Source organism: Bradyrhizobium zhanjiangense (assembly GCF_004114935.1).
GTDB classification, from domain to species: Bacteria; Pseudomonadota; Alphaproteobacteria; order Rhizobiales; family Xanthobacteraceae; genus Bradyrhizobium; species Bradyrhizobium zhanjiangense.
Genome location: NZ_CP022221.1, coordinates 4,585,930 through 4,608,948 on the forward strand (window position 1 = coordinate 4,585,930; position 23,019 = coordinate 4,608,948).

23 protein-coding genes and 1 tRNA gene are annotated in these 23,019 nt (G+C 64.2%); 14 read left to right on the forward strand and 10 right to left on the reverse strand.

Annotation, left to right across the window (positions count from 1 at the left end):
* Positions 1-3 precede the first annotated feature (3 nt).
* From XH85_RS21910 to XH85_RS21945, 8 genes are all read right to left on the reverse strand, one after another.
* Positions 4-3,189: an efflux RND transporter permease subunit gene (locus XH85_RS21910; RefSeq protein ID WP_128933431.1), complete on the reverse strand. Its 3,186-nt coding sequence runs from the start codon at positions 3,187-3,189 to the stop codon at positions 4-6.
* Positions 3,186-4,628: an efflux RND transporter periplasmic adaptor subunit gene (locus tag XH85_RS21915; protein WP_128933432.1), complete on the reverse strand. Its 1,443-nt coding sequence runs from the start codon at positions 4,626-4,628 to the stop codon at positions 3,186-3,188. The genes XH85_RS21910 and XH85_RS21915 overlap by 4 nt, the downstream gene beginning before the upstream one ends.
* A complete protein-coding gene (locus XH85_RS21920; RefSeq protein ID WP_128933433.1) occupies positions 4,625-5,023 on the reverse strand; it encodes a FixH family protein in 399 nt (132 codons plus the stop codon). Before XH85_RS21920 ends, XH85_RS21915 begins: the two co-directional genes overlap by 4 nt.
* Positions 5,024-5,155: 132 nt before the next feature.
* Positions 5,156-5,530 (reverse strand): hypothetical protein, encoded by a 375-nt coding sequence (locus tag XH85_RS21925; protein ID WP_128933434.1) that lies wholly within the window; start codon positions 5,528-5,530, stop codon positions 5,156-5,158.
* Positions 5,531-5,671: 141 nt separating this feature from the next.
* Complete coding sequence (locus tag XH85_RS21930) at positions 5,672-5,899, reverse strand: hypothetical protein (RefSeq protein ID WP_128933435.1); 228 nt, start codon at positions 5,897-5,899, stop codon at positions 5,672-5,674.
* 146 nt (positions 5,900-6,045) lie between these two features.
* Positions 6,046-6,663, reverse strand: a complete 618-nt coding sequence (locus XH85_RS21935) for a class I SAM-dependent methyltransferase (RefSeq protein ID WP_091886025.1) — start codon at positions 6,661-6,663, stop codon at positions 6,046-6,048.
* Between the two features lie 66 nt (positions 6,664-6,729).
* Positions 6,730-7,980 (reverse strand): peptidase T, encoded by a 1,251-nt coding sequence (gene pepT, locus XH85_RS21940; RefSeq protein WP_128933436.1) that lies wholly within the window; start codon positions 7,978-7,980, stop codon positions 6,730-6,732.
* A gap of 103 nt (positions 7,981-8,083) precedes the next feature.
* The gene (locus XH85_RS21945) at positions 8,084-8,383 is read right to left on the reverse strand and encodes an HU family DNA-binding protein (protein ID WP_128933437.1); all 300 of its coding nucleotides are present in this window, start codon (positions 8,381-8,383) and stop codon (positions 8,084-8,086) included.
* A gap of 240 nt (positions 8,384-8,623) precedes the next feature.
* Here XH85_RS21945 and XH85_RS21950 point away from each other — a divergent pair.
* Positions 8,624-8,700: transfer RNA gene (locus XH85_RS21950), tRNA-Asp, on the forward strand.
* Between the two features lie 126 nt (positions 8,701-8,826).
* On the opposite strand, the gene XH85_RS21955 is transcribed toward XH85_RS21950, so the two are convergent.
* The gene (locus XH85_RS21955) at positions 8,827-9,030 is read right to left on the reverse strand and encodes a hypothetical protein (RefSeq protein ID WP_128933438.1); all 204 of its coding nucleotides are present in this window, start codon (positions 9,028-9,030) and stop codon (positions 8,827-8,829) included.
* A 143-nt stretch (positions 9,031-9,173) separates the two neighbouring features.
* On the reverse strand, positions 9,174-9,308 hold the full coding sequence (locus XH85_RS47415) for a hypothetical protein (protein ID WP_276339517.1): 135 nt from the start codon (positions 9,306-9,308) through the stop codon (positions 9,174-9,176).
* Between the two features lie 86 nt (positions 9,309-9,394).
* On the opposite strand from XH85_RS47415, the gene XH85_RS21960 reads away from it, so the two are divergent.
* The 13 genes from XH85_RS21960 to nuoH all read left to right on the forward strand — a co-directional run bounded on the left by XH85_RS21960 (position 9,395) and on the right by nuoH (position 23,019).
* Positions 9,395-9,910 carry a MarR family winged helix-turn-helix transcriptional regulator gene (locus XH85_RS21960; protein ID WP_128933439.1) on the forward strand — a complete coding sequence of 172 codons (516 nt, stop codon included), beginning with the start codon at positions 9,395-9,397 and terminating at the stop codon, positions 9,908-9,910.
* 176 nt (positions 9,911-10,086) lie between these two features.
* A complete protein-coding gene (locus XH85_RS21965; RefSeq protein WP_128933440.1) occupies positions 10,087-12,342 on the forward strand; it encodes a TonB-dependent siderophore receptor in 2,256 nt (751 codons plus the stop codon).
* 22 nt (positions 12,343-12,364) lie between these two features.
* Positions 12,365-13,501, forward strand: coding sequence for a PepSY-associated TM helix domain-containing protein (locus XH85_RS21970; protein WP_128933441.1), 1,137 nt, complete (start codon positions 12,365-12,367; stop codon positions 13,499-13,501).
* A gap of 442 nt (positions 13,502-13,943) precedes the next feature.
* On the forward strand, positions 13,944-14,309 hold the full coding sequence (locus tag XH85_RS21980; RefSeq protein ID WP_091886001.1) for an NADH-quinone oxidoreductase subunit A: 366 nt from the start codon (positions 13,944-13,946) through the stop codon (positions 14,307-14,309).
* Positions 14,300-14,890, forward strand: coding sequence for a NuoB/complex I 20 kDa subunit family protein (locus XH85_RS21985; protein ID WP_164935041.1), 591 nt, complete (start codon positions 14,300-14,302; stop codon positions 14,888-14,890). Before XH85_RS21980 ends, XH85_RS21985 begins: the two co-directional genes overlap by 10 nt.
* 11 nt (positions 14,891-14,901) lie before the next feature.
* Entirely contained in the window at positions 14,902-15,513 is a 612-nt protein-coding gene (locus XH85_RS21990) for an NADH-quinone oxidoreductase subunit C (RefSeq protein ID WP_091885996.1), read from the forward strand.
* Between the two features lie 2 nt (positions 15,514-15,515).
* Positions 15,516-16,712, forward strand: a complete 1,197-nt coding sequence (locus XH85_RS21995; RefSeq protein WP_128933443.1) for an NADH-quinone oxidoreductase subunit D — start codon at positions 15,516-15,518, stop codon at positions 16,710-16,712.
* Positions 16,712-17,689: an FkbM family methyltransferase gene (locus tag XH85_RS22000; protein ID WP_164935040.1), complete on the forward strand. Its 978-nt coding sequence runs from the start codon at positions 16,712-16,714 to the stop codon at positions 17,687-17,689. Before XH85_RS21995 ends, XH85_RS22000 begins: the two co-directional genes overlap by 1 nt.
* A gap of 12 nt (positions 17,690-17,701) precedes the next feature.
* Entirely contained in the window at positions 17,702-18,313 is a 612-nt protein-coding gene (gene nuoE, locus XH85_RS22005; RefSeq protein WP_091885987.1) for an NADH-quinone oxidoreductase subunit NuoE, read from the forward strand.
* A complete protein-coding gene (locus tag XH85_RS22010) occupies positions 18,313-18,519 on the forward strand; it encodes a hypothetical protein (protein WP_128933445.1) in 207 nt (68 codons plus the stop codon). The genes nuoE and XH85_RS22010 overlap by 1 nt, the downstream gene beginning before the upstream one ends.
* Positions 18,520-18,534: 15 nt before the next feature.
* The gene (gene nuoF / locus XH85_RS22015) at positions 18,535-19,860 is read left to right on the forward strand and encodes an NADH-quinone oxidoreductase subunit NuoF (protein WP_128933446.1); all 1,326 of its coding nucleotides are present in this window, start codon (positions 18,535-18,537) and stop codon (positions 19,858-19,860) included.
* A gap of 5 nt (positions 19,861-19,865) precedes the next feature.
* On the forward strand, positions 19,866-21,941 hold the full coding sequence (nuoG, locus tag XH85_RS22020; RefSeq protein ID WP_128933447.1) for an NADH-quinone oxidoreductase subunit NuoG: 2,076 nt from the start codon (positions 19,866-19,868) through the stop codon (positions 21,939-21,941).
* Positions 21,942-21,951: 10 nt separating this feature from the next.
* Positions 21,952-23,019: an NADH-quinone oxidoreductase subunit NuoH gene (gene nuoH / locus XH85_RS22025; protein ID WP_091885977.1), complete on the forward strand. Its 1,068-nt coding sequence runs from the start codon at positions 21,952-21,954 to the stop codon at positions 23,017-23,019.

A 23,019-nucleotide genomic window follows, 5' to 3' on the forward strand; every position in this document is an offset into this window, starting at 1 on the left:
ACCTCATTCGGCTGGCTCCTGGATTCGCGACTTTGTAACGATCGCTTTCGATTTTCCCGGAGGTTGTGGCTTGCCCGCAGAAGGCAAATGGAAGCCCTTCACGATGCCGAAGATCGCGGGGATCACGATCAGCGTCAGCAACGTCGAAGAGATCATGCCTCCGATCATGGGCACGGCGATGCGCTGCATGATCTCCGAGCCGGTGCCGGTGCTCCACATGATCGGCAGCAGGCCGGCCATGATCGCGACCACCGTCATCATCTTCGGGCGGACGCGCTCGACGGCGCCCTCCATGATGGCAGCATAGAGATCCTCGCGGGTCAGCGGGCGGCCCGCGAGCACGCAGCGCGCCTTGGTCTCGGCGAGCGCGTGGTTGAGATAGATCAGCATCACGACGCCGGTTTCGGCTGCCACGCCCGCCAGTGCGATGAACCCGACGGCGACCGCGACCGACAGGTTGAAGCCGAGCCACCACATCAGCCAGAGGCCGCCGACCAGGGCGAAGGGCAGCGAGAGCATGACGATCATGGTCTCGGTGACCGAGCGGAAGTTGAGATAGAGCAGGAGGAAGATGATCAGCAGCGTCACCGGCACCACGATCTTGAGCCGCGCGGTGGCGCGTTCGAGATATTCGTACTGCCCGCTCCAGACCAGATAGTAGCCGGGCGGGAATTCGATGCTTGCCTGAACGGCGTGCTGCGCATCGGCGACGTAGCCGCCGAGGTCGCGGTCGCGAATGTCGACATAGATGTAGGTGGCAAGCTGGCCGTTTTCGGTTCGGATCGAGGTCGGCCCGCGTGCCGGCGTCACGCTTGCGACCTCACCGAGAGGGACGGCGCCGCCTGATGGCATAGGCACCAGGATGTCGCTGCTGATCGCCTTCGGATTGTCGCGCAGGTCGCGCGGGTAGCGCATATTGACGGTGAAGCGCTGACGTCCCTCCACCGTCGTCGTCACGGTCTGGCCGCCGAGTGCGGTCGCGATCGTGTCCTGCACGTCCTGTACCATGATGCCGTAGCGCGACAGCGCCTCGCGGTTCGGCGTGATCTCGAGGTAGTAACCACCGAGGCCGCGCTCGGCATAGGCCGAGGAGGTGCCTGGGACCGCCTTGAGCACCTGCTCGACCTGCTTTGCAAGCTTGTCGATTCCGGCGAGATCGGTGCCGATGACCTTGACGCCGACGGCCGTTCGGATGCCGGTCGAGAGCATGTCGATACGAGCCTTGATCGGCATGGTCCAAGCGTTGGAGACGCCAGGAAATTGCAATGCCTTGTCCATCTCGGCGATCAGGCTGTCGACGGTCACGCCGGCGCGCCACTCGGTCGTCGGCTTCAGATTGACGATGGTCTCGAACATCTCCGACGGTGCAGGGTCAGTTGCAGTCGCGGCGCGGCCGGCCTTGCCGTAGACCGAGGCAACCTCCGGGAAGGAGCGGATGATGCGGTCCTGGATCTGCATCAGCTCGGCGGCCTTGGTCACGGAAATGCCGGGCAGCGTCGTCGGCATGTAGAGCAGGGTGCCTTCGTTGAGGTTCGGCATGAACTCGGTGCCGAGCCGCCCGGCCGGCCAGACCGAGACGGCGAGCACGCCGAGCGCGAGCAGGATCACCGGGATCTTGGCGCGCAGCACGCCAGAGATCACCGGGCGGTAGATCCAGATCAGGAAGCGGTTGATCGGATTCTTGTGCTCCGGAATGATCTTGCCGCGGACGAAGATCACCATCAGCGCCGGGACCAATGTCACCGACAGCAGTGCTGCCGCCGCCATCGCAAACGTCTTGGTGAAGGCGAGCGGGCTGAACAGCCGTCCTTCCTGAGACTCCAGCGTGAAGATCGGCATGAACGACACGGTGATGATGAGGAGGCTGAAGAACAGGGCAGGGCCGACTTCCGCGGAGGCCTCGATCAGGATCTTGACCCGCGATCGGCCGGGATCGGCGCGTTCGAGATGCTTGTGGGCGTTCTCGATCATGACGATGGCGGCGTCGATCATGGCGCCGATTGCGATCGCAATGCCGCCGAGACTCATGATGTTGGAGCCGATCCCGAGCAGCTTCATGGCGCCAAAGGCCATCAGAACGCCCACGGGAAGCATCAGGATCGCGACCAGCGCGCTGCGGACATGCAACAGGAACACGATGCAGACGAGAGCGACGACGATGCTCTCGTCGACCAGCGTATGCTTCAGCGTATCGATCGCTGCGTAGATCAGGCTCGAGCGGTCGTAGACCGGAACGATCTCGATCGATTTTGGCAGGCTGGTCGCGATCTCCCTGAAACGCTTCTTGACGTTCTCGATCACGTCGAGCGCGTTCACGCCAAAACGTTGGAGCACGATGCCGCTCGCGACCTCGCCCTCGCCATTGAGCTCGGCGATGCCGCGCCGCTCGTCGGGACCGAGCTCGATGCGGGCGACGTCGCGCAGCTTGACCGGAGTGCCGTCGCTGGTCTTCAGCACGATGTTGCCGAGATCCTCGATGCTCCTGAGATAGCCCTTGCCGCGGATGACATATTCGAACTCGGACAGCTCGACGGTGCGGCCGCCGACATCGGCATTGCTGGCACGGATCGCCTCGCGCATCTTCTGCATGGTGATGCCGAGGTCGCGCATGCGCTGCGGGTCGAGGATGACATTGTACTGCTTGACGAAGCCGCCGACGCCGGCAACCTCCGCAACGCCTTCGGCCTTGGCCAGGGCGAATTTCAGGTTCCAGTCCTGGATCGTCCTGGTCTCCGCGAGGTTCAGCTCCTTCGACATGATGGCATATTGGTAGACCCAGCCGACGCCGGTGGCGTCCGGGCCGATCGTCGGCGTCACGCCGGCCGGCAGCCTTGATGCCGCACCGTTGAGGAATTCGAGCACGCGCGAGCGCGCCCAGTAGATGTCCGTGCCGTCCTCGAAGATGACGTAGACGAAGGAGACGCCGAAGAAGGAGAACCCGCGCACCACCTTCGATTTCGGCACCGTCAGCATCGCCGTGGTGAGGGGATAGGTGACCTGGTCCTCGATCACCTGCGGCGCCTGTCCCTGATATTCGGTGTAGACGATGACCTGGGTGTCGGAGAGATCAGGAATGGCGTCGAGCGGCAGATGGACGAGGGCGTAGAGGCCCGCGGCGGCGGCAAAGCCGGTGCCGAACAGCACCAGCAGCAGGTTGCGTGCTGACCATGCGATGAGGCGCGCGATCATGGCTTGGCTCCCATCGCCTTGTCGCCGCCTTGCGCCGTGCCGGTATCGGCAAAACCTTTCAGCGCGGCCTTCAGATTGCTCTCGGCGTCGATCAGGAAGTTGGCGGAGGTGACGACGGCGTCGCCCTCGGCAAGGCCGTCGCGGATTTCGACATAGCCGTCGCCGCGCCGTCCGGGCTTGACCTCGCGCGGCTCGAAACGCCCCTGGCCCTTGTCGACCAGCACGGCCTGCCGGCTGCCGGTGTCCAGCAGCGCGCTCTCGGCGACGCTGAGCACCGGCACCGGCGTGCCGGTGTCGATCTCGGCGTCGACATACATGTCGGGAAGCAAAGCGAGGTCGGCATTCGCCAGCTCAATTCGCACCCGCGCCGTGCGCGTCTCCTTGTTCACCTGCGGATAGATCACGCTGATCAGGCCCTTGAAGTCGCGGCCGGGATAGCTGCGGGCCCGCACCATCACGGGCTGGCCGACAGCGACATTGCCGAGATCGCGCTCGGCCACGTCCACCGTCGCCCAGACCTGCGAGATGTCGGCGATGCGGAACAACACGTCGCCGGGCTGGGCGCGCATGCCCTCGATGGCGTTGCGCTGGAGCACGATGCCGTCGCGCGGCGACGACCACTGAATGGCGATTGGCAGGGCGTGGTTCTTCTCCATTTCGGCGATGACGGGTTCGGGGACGTCGAGATTGATCAGGCGCTGCCGGGAGCCGCGGCCATAGGGCTCGATACCCGCCGTCGTCTTCGAGGTGATCGTCGCGAGATATTCGGCGGCCGCCGACGAGACGGCGGGGCTGTAGATCTCCATCAGCGGCTGGCCCCTGGTCACGCGGGTGCCGGTGGTGACGTCGGCGACCTTCTGCACAAAACTGTCGGCGCGCATCGCGACCACCGAGACCCGGCGTTCATCGAGCTGAATCGTGCCGGGCGCACGCACCAGCGTTCTGATCCGGCGCAGCTCGGCCGGTTCGGATTTGACGCCGCTGCGCTGGATCTTGCCGGGCGACAGTTTCACCGACCCGTCGTCGCTGTCCTCGCCTTCGTAGACGGGGATGTAATCCATCCCCATCGAGTCCTTCTTCGGCACGGGCGAGGTGTCCGGCAGGCCCATCGGGTGGCGGTAATATTTGATCTTGCGATCGCCCTTGGCGTCGGTTGCCATGACGGCGGGCGCTTCGTCAGCTTCCTCGAAGGCGATGTCCTCGTTCGCCCGCACGGCGCGATAGTCGCGGCCGTCGGCGGTCTTCTTCGGGGTGAGGGAGTAGAACGGCCGGCCGTCCGGATCCCGGAAATAGATCGGTGCGCCCGCGTCAGCCGCATGCGCGGCGAAAGTCAGCGAGCTTGAATCCGACTGAGGCTGCATGGCGCGGCCGCCAATCAGCGCGACACCTGCCGCCGCGAAAATCGCAGCGGCAGTGCCTGCAATGGCGAGGCGGGTCATTTCTCGGCCGTGACGACGAGCTTGCTTTCGACCGTGCCGGTCTCACCCTGCACCTTGGCGCCGAGCGAGAGTTGCCAGCGTCCGGCCATGCTGAAATTGGCCTTGAAACGATAGGTCCCGGGTTCGGTGCCCGGCATCGGCGTGACCTTGGTGACCATCTCCTGCATGCCGTCAGGCGCCATGTCGAGCCGGCTGGCGAAGATCACCGCATCGGGTATCGCCTTGCCGCTGGTCTTGTCGACCAGCCGCACGGTCACGATGCGATCGGCCCCGGTCTTGATGGTCGGTTGAGCCAGCTGGAATTCGTAGTTCTTGATTTCGGCGTGCGCGCTCCCCGTGAACGCAGCGCCGATCAGCGCGGCGATGGCGGCGCGCGCGAGCTTGGTGGTCGTCATAATTTATAGTTCCTCGATGGGTCTGATGGAGCCGCCGGAGCTGCTCGCGGCAAGCCGACATGCAGCCAAGCGGCAGGTAATGGCGCGCACGCCGATGTCGGCGCGCACGATCATCAGGCGCGTCAGCGCCGATCAGGCCCGGGTTCGAGGAGGATGGTCGGGAGGTTTTGCCGCGAGGCCGTCGCGCAGGCGGTCATTGCCCGGCGCGAGCGCGCTCTTCTGCGGCTGCCGCTCGATCACCGTGCTCGCTCCGGAAGGAGTGGAGAGCGACAGGCCCAGCATGCACACCGCGACGAGCGGACAGGAATCGCAGGTCTTGCTCTTGGTCTGATCCGGGCAGCAGGGCATGTCTTCGGACATGCCTTGCGTGTCGTCCGACATCGCCGTCATGCTGCTTCCTGCACCCGATACCGCCATGGCAGATGCCGGCGTCGCCAGCGGTGCGAGCAGGAGCCCGACCGCCACGAGCAGCATCACGACAGCCTTGGCGAACCTATTCAGGTGCATGCCTCATTGTCGCATGGCACGACGGAACCTGTAAACCGGCCCGACATCACGATTTGGCCAGAGGCGGACGCGGCGGCATCTTGCGCGTGGGGCAATATAATTCGCGTTAAGCAAATTCTGAATTTTTGGAGGAGCGTGCGATCAGGCACTGCGCTCGGGGCGTTGCGACAACAACGCTTCAGCTGCCGCATCTTGAAGGAGCCAATCTTCTTTGGCTTCGATCGTGACCGCGACGCGGCGGCTCGCCTCCATTGCCCGCTCCAACCACTTGATGGCCTCGTCGATCCATTCGTCATGGTGCGCTGGATCGGCGATGGCCTTTTCCCGAAATGCGTCTGCCTGCTTCAGGCAAGCGGTTCTGCGGTCCACGCGGCTCTCCCGAGTTTTCCGCCCCGACCGCATCTTTGATGCATCGCGTAATGGACGTCGTTAACATAGGACATGTGACGCGCCGCAAAACTCGCGAATGTTTGTTCCCGCCGACGTCGGCATCGCGGGCGCGGCAACTGCGGTCATTACGAACGCGGGAGGGCTCGACCTTCATACATGAACGTCATCGGCTTTGGTCCCCGCATATAGCCGACATTGAGATCTTGGACGGCGAAGCCGTTGGTGCGGATCAGGTCTGCGATGGCGCGGTTGAGATGGCAGCCGCCCGCGATGACCTTCCAGGGCGGGGTCAAACGATCCTGCCACCATTGCACGCTGGGCTCGGGCGCGCGGCCATGCTCGACGAACAGAAGCTGTCCGCCCGGCTTCAGGATACGTCGAGCCTCCGAGAGCGCGCGATTGACGTTGGGGATGCTGCACATCGTCCACGTCGTCACGACGGTGTCCACGCTCGAACTCTCCAGCGGAATGGCTTCCGCGGAGCCTTCGATCAGATCGAGCCGGCTCGCATGCTGCCGACCGGCGTTGCGCGCGACCTCCAGCAGCTTGGGTGATGGATCAATGCCGATGATTTGCGTCACGCTCGGCCCGTAGAATCCGAGATTGAGCCCAGGACCAATGCCGAGCTCAAGGACGCGCCCCGTTGCGGCGGATGCGACCCGGGTACGATAAGGCACGAGCTGGGCTTGGCGCATGGCGAGCTGCGTCAGCCAAGGCAAGATCCTGTCCTGATAGAAGCTCATGCGACTCCTCGGACATCGTATCTGTCTCGCGGGGCCGTGCTGGCCCCGCGTCCTGTCGCGGTGGCCTTACGCCCGCTCTTCCCAGATCATCGCAAGGTGGACGATAGTCTGCACCGCCTTCTCCATGTCCTGCCGGCTGACCCATTCCAGCCGCGAATGAAACGCGTGCTCGCCGGCGAAGATGTTGGGGCAGGGCAGACCCATGAAGGACAGGCGCGAGCCGTCTGTGCCGCCGCGGATCGCGGTGCGCATCGGGCGCAGGCCGGCGCGGCGGATTGCCTCGATGGCGTATTCGAGCACGTGCGGGTGACGGTCGATCACCTGCTTCATGTTGCGGTACTGCTCGCGCACCTCGAACGTGTAGGTCGAGCGCGGATAATCCTTCATCACGTCCTTGACGATGGTCTCGAGCAGGACCTCCTTTTCCTTCAGCCCTTCCTCGGTGAAGTCGCGGACGATGAAGGAGAGCGTCGCCTGTTCCAGCGCGCCCTCGATGCCGACCGGGTGCAGAAAGCCCTGCTTGCCCGAGGTCGTCTCCGGCGAGCAACCTTCCTTGGGCAGGCGCTCGACGATGGCGGCTGCGATCTTGATCGCGTGCTCCATCTTGCCCTTGGCATAGCCGGGATGGGCGCTGACGCCGTTGATGGTGATGGTGGCCCCATCGGCCGAGAACGTCTCGTCCTCGACGCAGCCGGCGCTCTCGCCGTCCATGGTGTAAGCGAAATCGGCGCCGAGCTTCTTCAAATCGACGTTGTCGACGCCGCGGCCGATCTCTTCATCCGGGGTGAACAGGATCTTGATGGTGCCGTGCTTCACATCGGGATTGTTGATGAAGAAATGCGCGGCATCCATGATCTCGGCAACGCCGGCCTTGTTGTCGGCCCCCAGCAGCGTGGTGCCGTCGGTCGTGATGATGTCGTTGCCGATCTGGCTCTTCAGCGCAGGGTGCTCGGCGAATCGGATCACCTGGCTGGTGTCGCGAGGCAGCACGATGTCGCCGCCGCGATAGTTCGTCACCACCTGCGGCTTGACGTCCTTGCCGGTGACGTCGGGCGAGGTGTCCATGTGCGAGCAGAAGCAGATCACCGGCACCTTCTTAGGTGTGTTGGCGGGGATCGTTCCATAGACATAGCCGTAGTCGTCGAGATGCGCATCCTCAACGCCCATGGCCTTCAGCTCGGCGGCGAGCACGCGGCCGAGATCCTTCTGCTTCTCGGTCGAGGGCGAGGCCGGGGAATCCGGATCGGACTGGGTGTCGATGGTGACGTAGCGCAGGAAGCGCTCGGTCACGGTATGCGAAAAGGTGAGGGAGGACATTTCTGGTCAAACCGCCGGGTCAGATGAGCAAGGCGATATACCAGAAAAGCGGGCCGCGTTGCGGCCGGAACGAGGTCGGATCGGGCTTAAGGAAAAGTAATTGCTAGATCGCCTCTTTCAGTTCCTTGACCGGGCGGAATGCGACCTTCCAGCTGGCCTTGATGTGGATCGGCTCGCCGGTGGCGGGATTGCGGCCGGTTCGGGCGGCGCGCTTGCGGACCTGCAGGATGCCGAGACCGACGATCCGGACGCGGTCGCCCTTCTTCAGGTGCTTGGTGATCAGGTCGACCATGTCGGTCAGGACGGCTTCGGCGCGCTTTTTCGACAGGTCCTGGCTCTCCGCGATGTCAGCGGCGAGGTGCTTGAGTGTGATGGTGGCGGGAGCGGCTGCTTTCTTCGCCATGTCTGCCTCCTCGATTCTGGCCGGAGTCCTCTAGGAAGATGGTCTGGGAACTCCGGAGGTTCCGCGAGGCGTAGACGATTCGGGAATGGACTGACTACGCGTCTGCGCGGCCTGTTAAGCATTGTCTGCACGCGGTGCTTGGTAGGAAATGCGGGCGTTGCGGCTAACGACGCAACGTCCTTGACTTCACCAAGTCCGGCCTTTAAGCCCCCCCTCGTTCCGCAGACATTTGCGTGTCACGCGGGAGTAGCTCAGTTGGTTAGAGCGCCGGCCTGTCACGCCGGAGGTCGCGGGTTCGAGCCCCGTCTCTCGCGCCATTTCATGGCGGAATACACCCCTCGATCTCATAAAATCAATGGTTTGGCGGCTTGTCTTTACCTGTCGCTGGACATCAAAAAGGCCGCCCGAGGGCGGCCGTTTGGCATCAAATCGGACCTTTCGTCTCAGCGAATCTCCGACGTGCCCGCGCTGGTCACCACCACTGGCTTGCCGGCCTTCATCACGTGGGTGGACTGGGCGGTCTGGGCGTAATCGGCATGGGTGCGGGCCGCGATCCCGAAGCCGGCCACCGCAATGCCGGCCACCAGCGCCACCACCACGATCTTGAGGTGGGTCGCACGATCAGCAGAGTGAATTGAGTGGTTCATCTGAGCCTCCCGACGGGCTTTGCCGCCGTCTATGGGCTCTTCTTCTAGGCACTCTCTGTTTCCGGATGGTTTCGCGGGTTCCGCAAAATGGTTTCATCTCGCCATCAGGCAGGTTTCTGCGGGCGGGCCAGGGAAGGCCGGTCTCAAGCGGCGGCCCGGCCGATATCAGCAGGACGCCGTGGTGGTGAGCGCGGCCGAGAGCAGGAGTAGCGCACCACGTCCGCGCCATAGCTGCCCTTGAGCGCGTCGTTGAACACGTCGACTGTCAGTGGGCGCATCCGAATGCCTCTTGGACGGATCAAGTCGGGGAGGCCGCCGTGACCCGGGCTTGGCACACCCCGGCTTTCTTGGCACAGGTGGAATCATGAGCGAGACGGAGAGCAGGGGCGGGTCGACGTCGTCCGAAACGGACGAGAGCGCGCCGGCGGCGCCGGTCACCGCGATGCTGTCGTCGCGGCTGATGGTGCTCGCCAACCTGCTCAAGCGCGGCGCCATCCTGCGCTACAAGCGTCTCACAGGACTGAACTCGGTCGAGTTCGGTCTTGTCGCCTCGCTCGGGCGGCGGCCGCCCATGAGCGTGGCGCGGCTCGCCGAGGCCGTCGGCCAAGACAAGGGACAGATCAGCCGTGCGCTGGCAAACCTGTTGTCGCGCAAGCTGATCGCGAAAACGGCAAACCCGAAGGACAGCCGCGAGGTGCTGATCTCGCTGACTGCGACGGGCCTCGCCGCGCATGATGCGATCGTCGATGGCGCGCAGGAACGCAATCGGCGCCTGCTGCAACATTTGAGCGAAGCCGAGTTCCACACGCTGCTGCGGCAGGTCGATCAGCTCACGGCGATCGCCGCCGAGATGCTCGAGAGCGAGAAGAATTCGCGCTGATGTCTCGGCAATCTCTGGAAATGTTGGAGTGCTTCTAAGAATTCTTCTAAGAAGTTTTCAATTAGGCAATTCGCGCGCCCTCACATAAGCGTCACCGCAGCGCATGTCGCCGCGGGGACTGGCGGCATGACGCATCAAAACATGCAGCTTGGGGTGGCGCGTTGAACAGTCTTGGAATGCTGCGGTCGGCCGTGTTGGCGACCGCATCCGCTTGGGTCTTGATGCCGCAGGCATCGCTCGCACAATCGTCCGCGCAGGGTGGCGCGCAGAACATTCCGTCGGTGACGGTCACGGCGCCGGAAGCGCGCCGCCGCGCAGCGGCGACCCCTCAGCGTCGTGCGCCGCGGTCGTCGGAGCAGACCGCCAACAGGAACAAGCCGCAGCCGCAGCGCAATGTCGGCTTCGTCGAGACGCCGCGCGGTCCGGTGAACGGCTACGTCGCCGGCCGCAGCTCGTCCGGCACCAAGACCGACACGCCGATCATGGAGACCCCGCAGTCGGTGTCGGTGATCGGTGCCGAGCAGATCCGCGACCAGAAGCCGAACAAGCTGGACGAGGTGCTGCGCTACACCGCCGGCGTGCGCGCCGGAACGTTTGGCACAGATACCCGCAACGACTGGTGGCTGATCCGCGGCTTCAAGTCCGAGGACATCGGACTGTTCCTCGACGGCATGCAGCTGTTCTACACGTCCTATGCGAGCTGGAAGCTGCAGACGCCCAACATGGAGCGCGTCGAGGTGCTGCGCGGCCCGTCGGCGGTGCTGTATGGTGGATCGAGCCCGAGCGGCATCGTCAACGTCATCAGCAAGATGCCGCCGGTCGAGCCGATCCGTTACGTCGAGACCGGGGTCAACAATTTCGGCAATGCCTATGTCGGCTTCGATTTTGGCGGACCGGTCGCGACGAGCCCCGAGAACGGCAAGCTGTTCGCACGCGTGGTCGGCCAGGTCCAGAACGGCCCCACGCAGGTCAACTTCACGCCCGACAACAACTACTTCATCGCGCCGTCAGTCACCTGGAAGCCGGATGCCGACACGACCTTGACGGTGCTGGCCTCGGCCTCGAAGCAGGACACCCGCGGCATCAACTTCCTGCCTTACCAGGGCACGGTGACCAGCGCATCGTTCGGCAAGATCCCCACCAGCTTCTTCGTCGGCGATCCCAGCGTCGACAAGTTCACGCGCGAGCAGGAGATGCTCGGCTATCAGTTCGAGCGCAATCTCACCGATGACCTGACGTTCCGTCAGAACGCCCGCTTTGCACATGTCGACATCACCTACCGCGGCTATGTCGGCAACGGTTGGGCCGACATCAACACGGCCACTCTCAATCGGTACAATTGGTATGCGAAGAACACGGCCAATCAGGCCAATCTCGACAACCAGCTTGAGTACCGCTTCGACACCGGCCCGGTCAGGCATACGATGCTGTTCGGGGTCGACCTGAGGGGCTACCAGATCGACGACTATCAGGCCTTCGGGTTCGGCGTGCCCGCGATCAACGTCTTCAATCCCGTCTATGGATCGGCCGAGGTTCCATTACCGAGCGCTCCGTTCCGGAACTTCCTGATCACGCAGAAGCAGGCCGGCACTTATCTTCAGGACCAGATGAAGCTCGGCAACTTCACGCTGGTGCTGAGTGGCCGCAATGACTGGGTCGAGACGACGCAGGAAGCGCGCGACACCGGCGCTCTGGTCGCCAGCCGCGACGACAGCAGGTTCAGCGGCCGCGCCGGGCTGATCTACAATTTCGACAATGGCATCGCGCCCTACGTCTCCTATTCGACGAGCTACAATCCGATCATCGGCCTCAACGCCCAGAACCAGCTGTTTCTGCCGGAGACCGGCAAGCAGGCCGAAATCGGCGTGAAGGTCGCGCCAAAAGGCTTCGATGGCTATTTCACGGTCTCGGCTTTCGATCTGGTCCGGCAGAATGTCGCGACGACATTGCCGGGCAGCGTACCCGTGTTGCAAAACCAGACCGGCGAGGTGACCTCGCGCGGCATCGAGCTCGAAGTGGTGGCCAATGCCACAAGGGAGCTGAAGCTGATCGGCTCCTTCACGGCCTATCATCTCTTCAACAGCAAAGATCTCGATCCGGCGCTGGTCGGCAAGACGCCGACCAACACGCCTGAGCTCCTGGTCTCGGGCTGGGCCGACTACACCTTCAAGGACGGACCGCTGGAAGGATTTGGTTTCGGTGGCGGCGTGCGCTACGTCGGCTCCTCCTGGGCCGATGCGGCCAACACTCTCGAGGTTCCCGCAGTGGTGCTCGGCGATCTCGCGATTCACTACGAATGGCAAAACTGGCGGACGGCGCTCAACGTGATCAACGTGACCGACAAGATGTACGTCGCGAGCTGCGCGTCGGCCACGTCCTGCTTCTACGGCGACCGCCGGCGCGTGACCGCCAGCGTGTCCTACAAATGGTAAGCGCAGGCGAGGAGAGGCGATCGTGAAGGCGCGCACGGTCAGGCTCTGGTCCGTGGTTCACACCTGGACCAGCCTGATCTCGACCGTGTTCCTGCTGCTGCTCTGCCTCACCGGCCTGCCGCTGGTGTTCCACCACGAGATCGATGAGCTCCTGGGCTACGCCCCCCAGCCCGAAGCTCATGCGGGCGCGGCGCGCGCGACGCCGCAAGCCGTCGCCGAGGCCGCGCTCGCCGCCGATCCCGGCCGGGTGATGCAATATATCTCCTGGGACAAGGACGAGCCCGGGATCGTGATGGCCTTCACCAACAGCGCTCCTGACGGGGTTCCCGACAATGCGACGGTACGAGCGTTCGACGCCGTCTCCGCCAAGCTGCTCGGGCCTGTCGGGGTCGGGCCGATGCTGATCGTGCTCAAGCTGCACACTGACATGTTCGCCGGCCAGGCCGGAAAACTGTTCCTCGGTGCGATGGGGTTCTTGTTCGCCGTCGCCATCGTCTCGGGCGTGGTGCTGTATTGGCCGTTCACCCGCCGCCTGCGCTTTGCCACCATCCGCGATCGCGCCTCCCGTCGCGTGCGCTGGCTCGACTGGCACAACCTGATCGGCGTGGTGACGGTGGCCTGGGCGCTGGTGGTCGGGCTGACCGGCGTCGTCAACACCTGGGCCGAGCTGATGCTGAACCAGTGGAAGGCGACCGAGCTCGCCAGCATGGTCGCACCCTATGCCGGCAAGCCGCCGCCAGCGCATCTGGCCTCACTCGATGATGTCGTCGCGCGCGCGAAGCGGGCGGCTCCCGGTATGGAGATCGCCTTCATCGCGTTTCCGGGCACGCCGTTCACGTCCTCGCATCATTTCGCTGCCTTCATGCGGGGCGATACGGCGCTGACGGCGCGGCTGCTCAAGCCTGTCCTGCTGGACGGCGAAAGCGGGGAGGTCGCCGACAGCCGGGCGCTGCCGCTCTATCTGCAGGCGCTCTTGATCTCGCAGCCGCTGCATTTCGGCGACTACGGCGGCATGCCGCTCAAGGTGATCTGGGCCGCGCTCGACGTGCTCACGATCGTCGTGATCGGCAGCGGCCTCTATCTCTGGCTGGCGCGGCGGCGGAAGCGGTCCTCCGCCCGCGCCGACGCATTCGCCAGACGAGTTCCGGTCCCGTCGTGATGCATGGCTCGCCCGACCGCTCGCGGCTGTGGATACGTGTCTTTGCTGCACCTATCCTGCTGGCGGCCGCCACCATCACCGGCTTGCTGGCCGCGTTGCTTTGGGGCGAGGCCGGCCAATATGTCGCCTGGGTGACAGTGGGAGCGCCTGTCCTGGTTGTAGTCTGGACTTTGCTGCGCCCCAGCCTAGATAAAGTGCGCCTTCCCAACCGAGGACGTCACGGCCGAGCGCGCGTGGACTGATCGGGATCGCCCTTGCTGGGGCAGCTGTTCTGCTCCATACCAGCGCGGGGTGATTCCGGGATTTCCACCGTTCTGGGAGCGGCAAAGGGCCTGAAAAGAGCGTGTCTTGCGCCCATTGGTGCACTGCGCTAAGGCTCAGAATAATTCCAAATCGGACGAATCCGTGGCTGTCCCGAGGCTGCGGGAAAAAGGGCTCGTCGATGAGCGGCATTCTAGAGAACTATCTTCCACTCGTTGTCTTTATAGGGGTCGCGGGCCTCATCGGCCTCGTGCTGCTGATCGCGCCCTTCATCGTGGCGTTCCAGCAGCCGGACCCGGAAAAACTGTCGGCATATGAGTGCGGTTTCAACGCCTTCGACGACGCCCGCATGAAGTTCGACGTCCGCTTCTACCTGGTCGCCATCCTCTTCATCATCTTCGACCTCGAGGTGGCGTTCCTGTTTCCGTGGGCGGTGGCGTTCGGCAAGCTTGGCGCGACCGGCTTCTGGTCCATGGTGGTGTTCCTCGCCGTGCTGACGGTCGGGTTCGCCTATGAATGGAAAAAAGGGGCACTCGAATGGGATTGAACCCTCCTACTCAGTCCTTGGCTCCGGTCGTCGCGCCGGCCCCCAAGGGCATCCTGGATCCGTCAACCGGCAAGCCGGTCGGGGCCAATGATCCGTTCTTCCTCGAGGTTAAGCACGAGCTGTCCGACAAGGGCTTCTTCGTCGCGGCCACCGATGATCTCATCACCTGGGCGCGCACCGGCTCGCTGATGTGGATGACCTTTGGTCTCGCCTGCTGCGCGGTCGAGATGATGCAGGTCTCGATGCCGCGTTACGACGTCGAGCGCTTCGGCTTCGCGCCGCGTGCCTCGCCGCGCCAGTCCGACGTCATGATCGTCGCGGGCACCCTGACCAACAAGATGGCACCGGCGCTGCGCAAGGTCTACGACCAGATGCCCGAGCCGCGCTACGTCATCTCGATGGGCTCCTGCGCCAATGGCGGGGGCTACTATCACTATTCCTACTCGGTCGTGCGCGGCTGCGACCGCATCGTGCCGATCGACATCTATGTGCCGGGCTGCCCGCCTACGGCGGAAGCGCTGCTCTACGGCGTGCTGCTGCTGCAGAAGAAGATCCGCCGCACCGGCACCATCGAACGCTAAGGTTTTACGTCATGGACGACGCCAAGCTCGACGCCCTGGGGCAGACGATCGTTAGCGCGCTTCCGGGCGCCGCTACCGGTCACTCGGTGGCCTTCAACCAGCTCACGGTGGACGTCGAGGCCGCCAAGATCGTCGAGGTGGTCAAGTACCTGCGCGACGATCCGAACTGCCGCTTCGTCAACATCACCGACATCACGGCGGTGGACTATCCGGATCGCGAGAAGCGTTTCGACGTGATCTATCACTTCTTGTCCCCGACGCTGAACACGCGGATCCGGCTCAAGGCCCAAGCCGACGAGACCACGCAGGTGCCGTCGCTGATCGACGAATTCCCTGGCGCCGACTGGTTCGAGCGCGAGGCCTACGACCTCTACGGCGTGTTCTTCGTCGGCCATCCCGACATGCGCCGCATCCTCACCGATTACGGTTTCGAGGGCCATCCGCTGCGCAAGGATTTCCCGCTGACCGGCTTCGTCGAGGTCCGCTACGACGACCAGGAGAAGCGGGTGGTGTACGAGCCTGTCAGGCTCAACCAGGAGTTCCGCAAGTTCGATTTCCTCTCGCCGTGGGAAGGAGCGGACTATCCGTTGCCGGGGGATGAAAAAGCGGGGCCGAAGAGCTGATCATGAACGAGCAACCGCAGAATCTCCGTAACTTCACCATCAATTTCGGCCCGCAGCATCCGGCGGCGCACGGCGTGTTGCGGCTGGTGCTGGAGCTCGACGGCGAAGTCGTCGAGCGCGTCGATCCGCATATCGGCCTGCTTCACCGCGGCACCGAAAAGCTGATCGAGCAGAAGACCTATCTCCAGGCGATTCCCTATTTCGACCGGCTCGACTACGTCGCGCCGATGAACCAGGAGCATGCCTTCTGCTTAGCTGCCGAAAAGCTGCTCGGCATCGAGGTGCCGCGCCGCGGCCAGCTCATCCGCGTGCTCTATTGCGAGATCGGCCGCATCCTGTCGCATCTGCTCAACGTCACCACGCAGGCGATGGACGTCGGCGCGCTGACCCCGCCGCTGTGGGGTTTCGAAGAGCGCGAGAAGCTGATGGTGTTCTACGAGCGCGCTTCGGGCAGCCGTATGCATGCGGCCTTCTTCCGCGTCGGCGGCGTGCATCAGGACCTGCCGCAGAAGCTGGTCGACGACATCGAGGCTTGGTGCGATCCGTTCCTGAAGGTGGTCGACGACCTCGACCGTCTGCTCACCGCCAACCGCATCTTCAAGCAGCGCAACGTCGACATCGGCGTCGTGTCGCTCAAGGAGGCCTGGCAGTGGGGTTTCTCGGGCGTCATGGTGCGCGGCTCGGGCGCGGCCTGGGACCTGCGAAAGTCGCAGCCTTATGAGTGCTACGCCGAGATGGATTTCGACATCCCGATCGGCAAGAACGGCGACTGCTACGACCGCTATCTGATCCGCATGGAAGAGATGCGCCAGTCCGTGCGCATCATGAAGCAGTGCATCCAGAAGCTGAACGCGCCCGAGGGCAAGGGCCCGGTCGTCGTCGCAGACAACAAGGTCGCGCCGCCGCGCCGTGGCGAGATGAAGCGCTCGATGGAAGCGCTGATCCACCACTTCAAGCTCTACACCGAGGGCGTCCACGTGCCGGCCGGCGAAGTCTATGCCGCGGTCGAGGCGCCCAAGGGCGAGTTCGGCGTCTACCTGGTCTCCGACGGCTCCAACAAGCCCTACAAGTGCAAGATCCGCGCGCCGGGCTTTGCCCATCTCCAGGCCATGGACCACGTCTGCCGCGGCCATCTGCTCGCCGACGTCTCGGCGATCCTCGGCTCGCTCGACATCGTGTTCGGAGAGGTCGATCGGTGATGGCGCAGGCGCCAATCCAGTTTGACCGTGCCTCGGGGGCCCTTGAAGGGGCCAACCTGTGGGAGCGGACGGCTGCCTTGGCGCTGGTGACGGGATCGAAGATCTCCTCGCACTTCTCGCATATGGGCTACATCGCCTGCGCCAATTTGCTGGCGAAGACGCTGCCCAAGCGCAACATCGCGATCAGGCTCAATCCCGACGCCGTGTTCGAGTTCCCCTACGGCGACGGCTATTGGAGCAAGCTGCTCAACCGCTCCTACAATTACGAAGACGAGCTCGAGCTGCTGTTTTCCGACTCCGTCGACGTCGACTACACGCTGCTCGATTGCGGCGCCAATTACGGCTACTGGTCGGTGCTGGTGTCGAGCAGGCCGTTCGGTTCGCACAAGGCGATCGCGATCGAGCCGTCGGGCCAGAACTATCCGAAGCTCGCCAACAATGCCCGCATCAACGAGGGCCGCTTCGAGACGATGAAATGCGCGATCGGTGCATCGCGCGGCACCGCGCGCTTGTCCGGCACCAAGCATGAAGCCTTCAGCATCGCCGGCGATCCCTCAGTGGGCGGCGAGGAGGTGCCTGTCATCGCGCTCGACAACCTGATCGACGATGGCAAGGTTGCCTCCAGCGGCAAGTATCTGATCAAGCTCGACGTCGAGGGCGTCGAGATCGAGGCGATCAAGGGCGGAGCGCGGCTGCTCCAGGCCGATAGCGTCATCATGTGCGAGGAGCACGGCAGCGACCGCTCTCATGCGGTGTCGCGCTACATTCTCGAGCAGACCCCGCTGAAGCTGATCGTGTTCGATCCGCGCAGCAACCGGATGGAGACCGTGACCGAGCTGTCGATCCTCGACCGCATCAAGGTCTCGACCCACGTCGGCTACAACGTTTTCGGCACCGCAAGCGCATTCTGGCAGGACAGGATCGATGCCCTGAATGCCAAGAATCTGAATGCCAAGTCCGCGCGCCGCATGCAGTGAGAGATTGAAGAGATGTCCGTTCGCCGATTAGCACCGAAGGAAGTCCAGCCCGCGAGCTTTGCGTTCACGGAGGAGAACCTCGCATTCGCGCGGCAGCAGATCGCGAAATATCCGGCCGGACGCCAGGCCTCCGCTGTCATCGCCATCCTCTGGCGCGCGCAGGAGCAGAACGAGGGTTGGGTGTCGGAAGCTGCGATCCGCGTCATCGCCGACATGCTCGATATGCCCTATATCCGCGTGCTGGAAGTTGCGACCTTCTACACGATGTTCCAGCTCGCCCCCGTCGGCAAGAAGGCCCACGTCCAGGTCTGCGGCACCACGCCGTGCCGCCTGCGCGGCGCCGAGGATCTGATCCACGTCTGCGAGCACCGCATCCATCACGAACCCTTCCATCTGTCCAAGGACGGCAATTTCAGCTGGGAGGAGGTGGAGTGCCTGGGCGCCTGCGTGAACGCGCCGATGGTGCTGATCGGCAAGGACACCTATGAGGACCTGACCAAGGAGAGCTTTGGCAAGGTGCTCGACGGTTTTGCATCGGGCAATCCGCCCAAGCCCGGCCCGCAGAACGGCCGCCAGTTCTCGGCGCCGATCACCGGGCCGACCACGCTGAAGGAGATCACCTGATGCGTGATCTCTCGTCACCTTCAGTGCAGGGGAGCGGTGCCATGAAGAAGTGGGGCTTCATCGCGATGCACGCCGCCGTGGCGGCCACGTTCATTTTCCTGCTGCAGCGTTTCAGCCTGAACGCGTCGCTGGAAACCAGTCTGCTCTGGGCGCTGACCTTTGCCGTCTGCGCCGCCGGACTTGCCTACAGGCAGTCCAATCGTTGATCGGAAAGCACTGATATGCTCGAGGACAAGGACCGCATCTTCAAAAACCTCTACGGCCTCCACGATTGGGGGCTCGAGGGTGCGCGGCGCCGCGGCGCCTGGGATGGCACCAAGGCCATCATCGACAAGGGCCGCGACTGGATCATCAACGAGATGAAGGCGTCGGGCCTGCGCGGCCGCGGCGGCGCAGGCTTCCCGACCGGCCTGAAATGGTCGTTCATGCCGAAGGAATCGACCGACGGCCGGCCGAGCTACCTCGTCGTCAATGCCGACGAATCCGAGCCCGGCACCTGCAAGGACCGCGAGATCATGCGGCACGATCCGCATCTCCTGGTCGAGGGCTGCCTGATCGCGAGCTTCGCGATGAACGCGCATGCCTGCTACATCTACGTCCGCGGCGAATTCATCCGCGAGCGCGAGCGCCTTCAGGCCGCGATCGACCAGGCCTATGAGGCCAAGCTGATCGGCAAGGACAACGTCAACGGCTGGCCGTTCGACCTTTACGTCGCCCACGGCGCCGGCGCCTATATCTGCGGCGAAGAGACCGCGCTGCTCGAAAGCCTCGAAGGCAAGAAGGGCCAGCCGCGGCTGAAGCCGCCATTCCCGGCCAATGTCGGCCTGTTCGGCTGCCCGACCACCGTCAACAACGTCGAGTCCATCGCGGTTGCGCCGGACATCCTGCGCCGTGGCGCGGCGTGGTTCGCCGGCATCGGCCGTCCGAACAATGTCGGCACCAAACTCTTCTGCATCTCCGGCCATGTCGAGCGGCCCTGCAACGTCGAAGAGGCCATGGGCATTCCGTTCCGTGAACTGATCGACAAGCATTGCGGTGGCATCCGCGGCGGCTGGGACAACCTCAAGGCAGTGATCCCGGGCGGCTCCTCCGTCCGCATGGTGCCGGCCGAGCAGATCATCGACACGCCGATGGATTTCGACAGCTTGAGCAAGCTGCGCTCGGGCCTCGGCACCGCGGCCGTCATCGTGATGGACAAGTCGACCGACCTGATCCGTGCGATCGCCCGCATCTCCTATTTCTACAAGCATGAGAGCTGCGGACAGTGCACGCCGTGCCGCGAGGGCACGGGGTGGATGTGGCGCGTGCTCACCCGCATGGCCGAAGGCCGCGCCCACAAGCGCGAGATCGACATGCTGCTTGAAGTGACGAAACAGGTCGAGGGCCACACCATCTGCGCGCTCGGCGACGCGGCGGCCTGGCCGATCCAGGGCCTGATCGCCCATTTCCGTCACGAGATCGAAGCGCGCATCGACCAGTATTCGCACAGGGCCGACATCGACGATATCGGCGTCCGCGATCCCGTGAACATGGTCGCGGCGGAGTAGGATAAATGACCAAGCTCATCATCGACGGCAAAGAGATCGATGTGCCCGCCGAGTACACGCTGCTCCAGGCGTGCGAGGCCGCGGGCGCCGAGATTCCGCGCTTCTGCTATCACGAGCGGCTGTCGATCGCCGGCAATTGCCGGATGTGTCTCGTCGAAGTGAAGGGCGGCCCGAAGCCTGTCGCAAGCTGCGCCTGGGGCGTGCGCGACTGCCGTCCGGGCCCCAAGGGCGAGCCGCCGGAGATCTCGACGCGTTCGCCGATGGTGAAGAAGGCACGCGAAGGCGTGATGGAATTCCTTCTCATCAACCATCCGCTGGACTGCCCGATCTGCGACCAGGGCGGCGAGTGCGACCTGCAGGACCAGGCGATGGGCTACGGTGTCGACACCAGCCGCTTCGCCGAGAACAAGCGCGCGGTCGAGGACAAATATCTCGGCGCGCTGGTCAAGACCTCGATGAACCGCTGCATCCAGTGCACGCGCTGCGTCCGCTTCTCGGCGGAAGTCGCCGGCGCGCCCGAGATGGGTGCGACCGGCCGCGGCGAGGACATGGAGATCACGACCTATCTCGAGCACGCCCTGACCTCGGAATTGCAGGGCAATCTCGTCGATATCTGCCCGGTCGGCGCACTGACCTCGAAGCCTTATGCGTTTGCGGCGCGCCCCTGGGAGCTCGGCAAGACCCAGTCGATCGACGTGATGGATGGCCTGGGATCGGCGATCCGCGTCGACACGCGCGGCCGTGAGGTGATGCGTGTGCTGCCGCGCATCAATGAGGCCGTGAACGAGGAATGGATCTCCGACAAGACCCGCCACATCGTCGACGGCCTGCGCACCCAGCGCCTCGACCGGCCCTATATCCGCGAAGCCGGCAAGCTGCGTGCGGCGAGCTGGCCCGAGGCCTTCGCCGCGATCGCGGCCAAGGCGGCGCGCACCGACGGCAAGCGCATCGGTGCGATCGCCGGCGACCTCGCCGGTGTCGAGGAGATGTTCGCGCTGAAGGACCTGCTCGCCAAATACGGCTCGGGCAATCTGGCGGTGCAGGGCGGCGACGCCTTCGATCCCGCGCTCGGCCGCGGCTCCTACATCTTCAACCCAACGCTCGTAGGCGTGGAGCAGGCCGACGCGCTGCTCATCATTGGCGCCAATCCGCGCAAAGAGGCGGCCGTGTTCAACGCCCGCATCCGCAAGCGCTGGCGCGCCGGCGGCTTCAAGATCGGTGTGATCGGCGCCAAGGTCGACCTGACTTACGATTATGACCATCTCGGCGCGGGCACCGAGACGCTCGGCGAGCTCGCGGCGGGCAAGCACTCCTTCATGGAGGTGCTGAAGAACGCCAAGCACCCGATCATCCTGGTCGGCGCGGGCGCGGCCTCGCGTCACGACGGTGCCGCCATCCTCGCCGCCAGTGCCAAGCTCGCGCTCGATGTCGGTGCGGTGAAGGACGGTTGGAACGGTTTTGGCGTGCTGCACGAGACCGCCTCGCGCGTCGGCGCGCTCGACATCGGCTTCTCCGCCAGCGCGGGTGGGCTGAACGCGGCCCAGATGACGACGTTCGGAACGCTGGACCTGTTGTTCCTGTTAGGGGCCGATGAGATCAAGGCGCCGGATGGCACCTTCGTCGTCTATATCGGTACCCATGGTGACCGCGGCGCGCACCGCGCCGACGTGATCCTGCCGGCGGCCGCCTACACCGAGAAGTCCGCAATCTACGTCAATACCGAAGGCCGCGTGCAGATGACCGGCCGTGCCGCGTTCCCGCCGGGCGAAGCCCGCGAGGACTGGGCGATCATCCGCGCGCTGTCGGAAGCGCTCGGTAAGAAGCTCGGCTATGACTCGCTTGCCGCCCTGCGTCAGGCGATCTTCAAGGCCGTGCCGCATCTGATCCGTCTCGACCAGATCGAGGCCGGCGCCGCCGACCAGATCAAGAAGCTGGCGGGGAAGGGCGGCTCGCCGGAGAAGGCGCCGTTCAAGCCTCTGGTCGAGGACTTCTACCTGACCAACCCAATCGCGCGTGCGTCCGCCGTGATGGCGGAATGCTCGCGCCTCGCCTCCGGGCACATGCTGACCGCAGCGGAGTGAGCGTGATCTGATGGAATTCTTCGAAAGCGCATTCTGGACCGGGTTCCTCTGGCCGCTGATCATCATGGTCGCGGAGAGCGTCCTCGTGCTCGTCGTCCTCTTGGTCGCGATCGCCTACATCCTGCTCGCCGACCGCAAGATCTGGGCGGCGGTGCAGATCCGGCGCGGCCCGAACGTGGTCGGCCCCTGGGGCCTGCTGCAGTCCTTCGCGGACTTGCTCAAGTTCGTGCTGAAGGAGCCGATCATCCCGGCCGGCGCCAACAAGGGCGTGTTCCTGCTGGCGCCGCTGGTGTCCTGCGTGCTCGCGCTCGCCGCCTGGGCGGTGATCCCGACCAATCTCGGCTGGGTGATCTCCGACATCAATGTCGGCATCCTCTTCATCTTCGCGATCTCGTCGCTGTCGATCTACGGCATCATCATGGCCGGCTGGTCGTCGAACTCGAAATACCCGTTCCTGGCCGCGTTGCGCTCGGCGGCGCAGATGGTGTCCTACGAAGTCTCGATCGGCTTCGTCATCATCACGGTGCTGCTCTGCGCCGGCACGCTGAACCTCACGGCCGTGGTCGAGGCCCAGCATGCGCGCGGTCTTGCCAGCCTGATCGGGCTGCCGCAGCTCACCATCCTGAACTGGTACGTCTGGCCGCTGTTCCCGATGTTCGTGGTGTTCTACGTCTCGGCACTGGCGGAAACCAACCGTCCGCCGTTCGATCTCGTGGAGGCCGAATCCGAGCTCGTCGCCGGCTTCATGGTCGAATACGGCTCGACGCCGTACCTCTTGTTCATGCTCGGCGAGTATGTCGCGATCGTCACGATGTGCGCGTTGGCGACGATCCTGTTCCTGGGAGGCTGGCTGCCGCCGGTCGACCTGCCGCCCTTCAACTGGGTGCCGGGGATCATCTGGTTCTCGCTGAAACTGTTCTTCATGTTCTTCCTGTTCGCGATGGCCAAGGCGATCGTGCCGCGCTACCGCTACGACCAATTGATGCGCCTCGGCTGGAAGGTGTTCCTGCCGATCTCGCTGGCGATGGTGATCGTGGTGGCCGGTGTGCTGCATTTCGCCGGCATCGCGCCGAAGTGA

Excerpts from the sequence above, each read along its gene's own strand:
- XH85_RS21945 (WP_128933437.1), bottom strand. The coding sequence starts at position 8,383 with ATGGCGAAGAAAGCAGCCGCTCCCGCCACCATCACACTCAAGCACCTC.
- XH85_RS21990 (WP_091885996.1), top strand. The coding sequence starts at position 14,902 with ATGGACGACGCCAAGCTCGACGCCCTGGGGCAGACGATCGTTAGCGCG.
- XH85_RS21910 (WP_128933431.1), bottom strand. The coding sequence starts at position 3,189 with ATGATCGCGCGCCTCATCGCATGGTCAGCACGCAACCTGCTGCTGGTG.
- XH85_RS21980 (WP_091886001.1), top strand. The coding sequence starts at position 13,944 with ATGAGCGGCATTCTAGAGAACTATCTTCCACTCGTTGTCTTTATAGGG.
- XH85_RS22010 (WP_128933445.1), top strand. The coding sequence starts at position 18,313 with ATGCGTGATCTCTCGTCACCTTCAGTGCAGGGGAGCGGTGCCATGAAG.
- XH85_RS21955 (WP_128933438.1), bottom strand. The coding sequence starts at position 9,030 with ATGAACCACTCAATTCACTCTGCTGATCGTGCGACCCACCTCAAGATC.
- nuoF (WP_128933446.1), top strand. The coding sequence starts at position 18,535 with ATGCTCGAGGACAAGGACCGCATCTTCAAAAACCTCTACGGCCTCCAC.
- XH85_RS22000 (WP_164935040.1), top strand. The coding sequence starts at position 16,712 with ATGGCGCAGGCGCCAATCCAGTTTGACCGTGCCTCGGGGGCCCTTGAA.
- XH85_RS21925 (WP_128933434.1), bottom strand. The coding sequence starts at position 5,530 with ATGCACCTGAATAGGTTCGCCAAGGCTGTCGTGATGCTGCTCGTGGCG.
- nuoE (WP_091885987.1), top strand. The coding sequence starts at position 17,702 with ATGTCCGTTCGCCGATTAGCACCGAAGGAAGTCCAGCCCGCGAGCTTT.
- XH85_RS21920 (WP_128933433.1), bottom strand. The coding sequence starts at position 5,023 with ATGACGACCACCAAGCTCGCGCGCGCCGCCATCGCCGCGCTGATCGGC.
- XH85_RS21960 (WP_128933439.1), top strand. The coding sequence starts at position 9,395 with ATGAGCGAGACGGAGAGCAGGGGCGGGTCGACGTCGTCCGAAACGGAC.
- nuoH (WP_091885977.1), top strand. The coding sequence starts at position 21,952 with ATGGAATTCTTCGAAAGCGCATTCTGGACCGGGTTCCTCTGGCCGCTG.
- XH85_RS21915 (WP_128933432.1), bottom strand. The coding sequence starts at position 4,628 with ATGACCCGCCTCGCCATTGCAGGCACTGCCGCTGCGATTTTCGCGGCG.
- XH85_RS21935 (WP_091886025.1), bottom strand. The coding sequence starts at position 6,663 with ATGAGCTTCTATCAGGACAGGATCTTGCCTTGGCTGACGCAGCTCGCC.
- XH85_RS21965 (WP_128933440.1), top strand. The coding sequence starts at position 10,087 with ATGCTGCGGTCGGCCGTGTTGGCGACCGCATCCGCTTGGGTCTTGATG.
- pepT (WP_128933436.1), bottom strand. The coding sequence starts at position 7,980 with ATGTCCTCCCTCACCTTTTCGCATACCGTGACCGAGCGCTTCCTGCGC.
- nuoG (WP_128933447.1), top strand. The coding sequence starts at position 19,866 with ATGACCAAGCTCATCATCGACGGCAAAGAGATCGATGTGCCCGCCGAG.
- XH85_RS21995 (WP_128933443.1), top strand. The coding sequence starts at position 15,516 with ATGAACGAGCAACCGCAGAATCTCCGTAACTTCACCATCAATTTCGGC.
- XH85_RS47415 (WP_276339517.1), bottom strand. The coding sequence starts at position 9,308 with ATGCGCCCACTGACAGTCGACGTGTTCAACGACGCGCTCAAGGGCAGC.
- XH85_RS21985 (WP_164935041.1), top strand. The coding sequence starts at position 14,300 with ATGGGATTGAACCCTCCTACTCAGTCCTTGGCTCCGGTCGTCGCGCCG.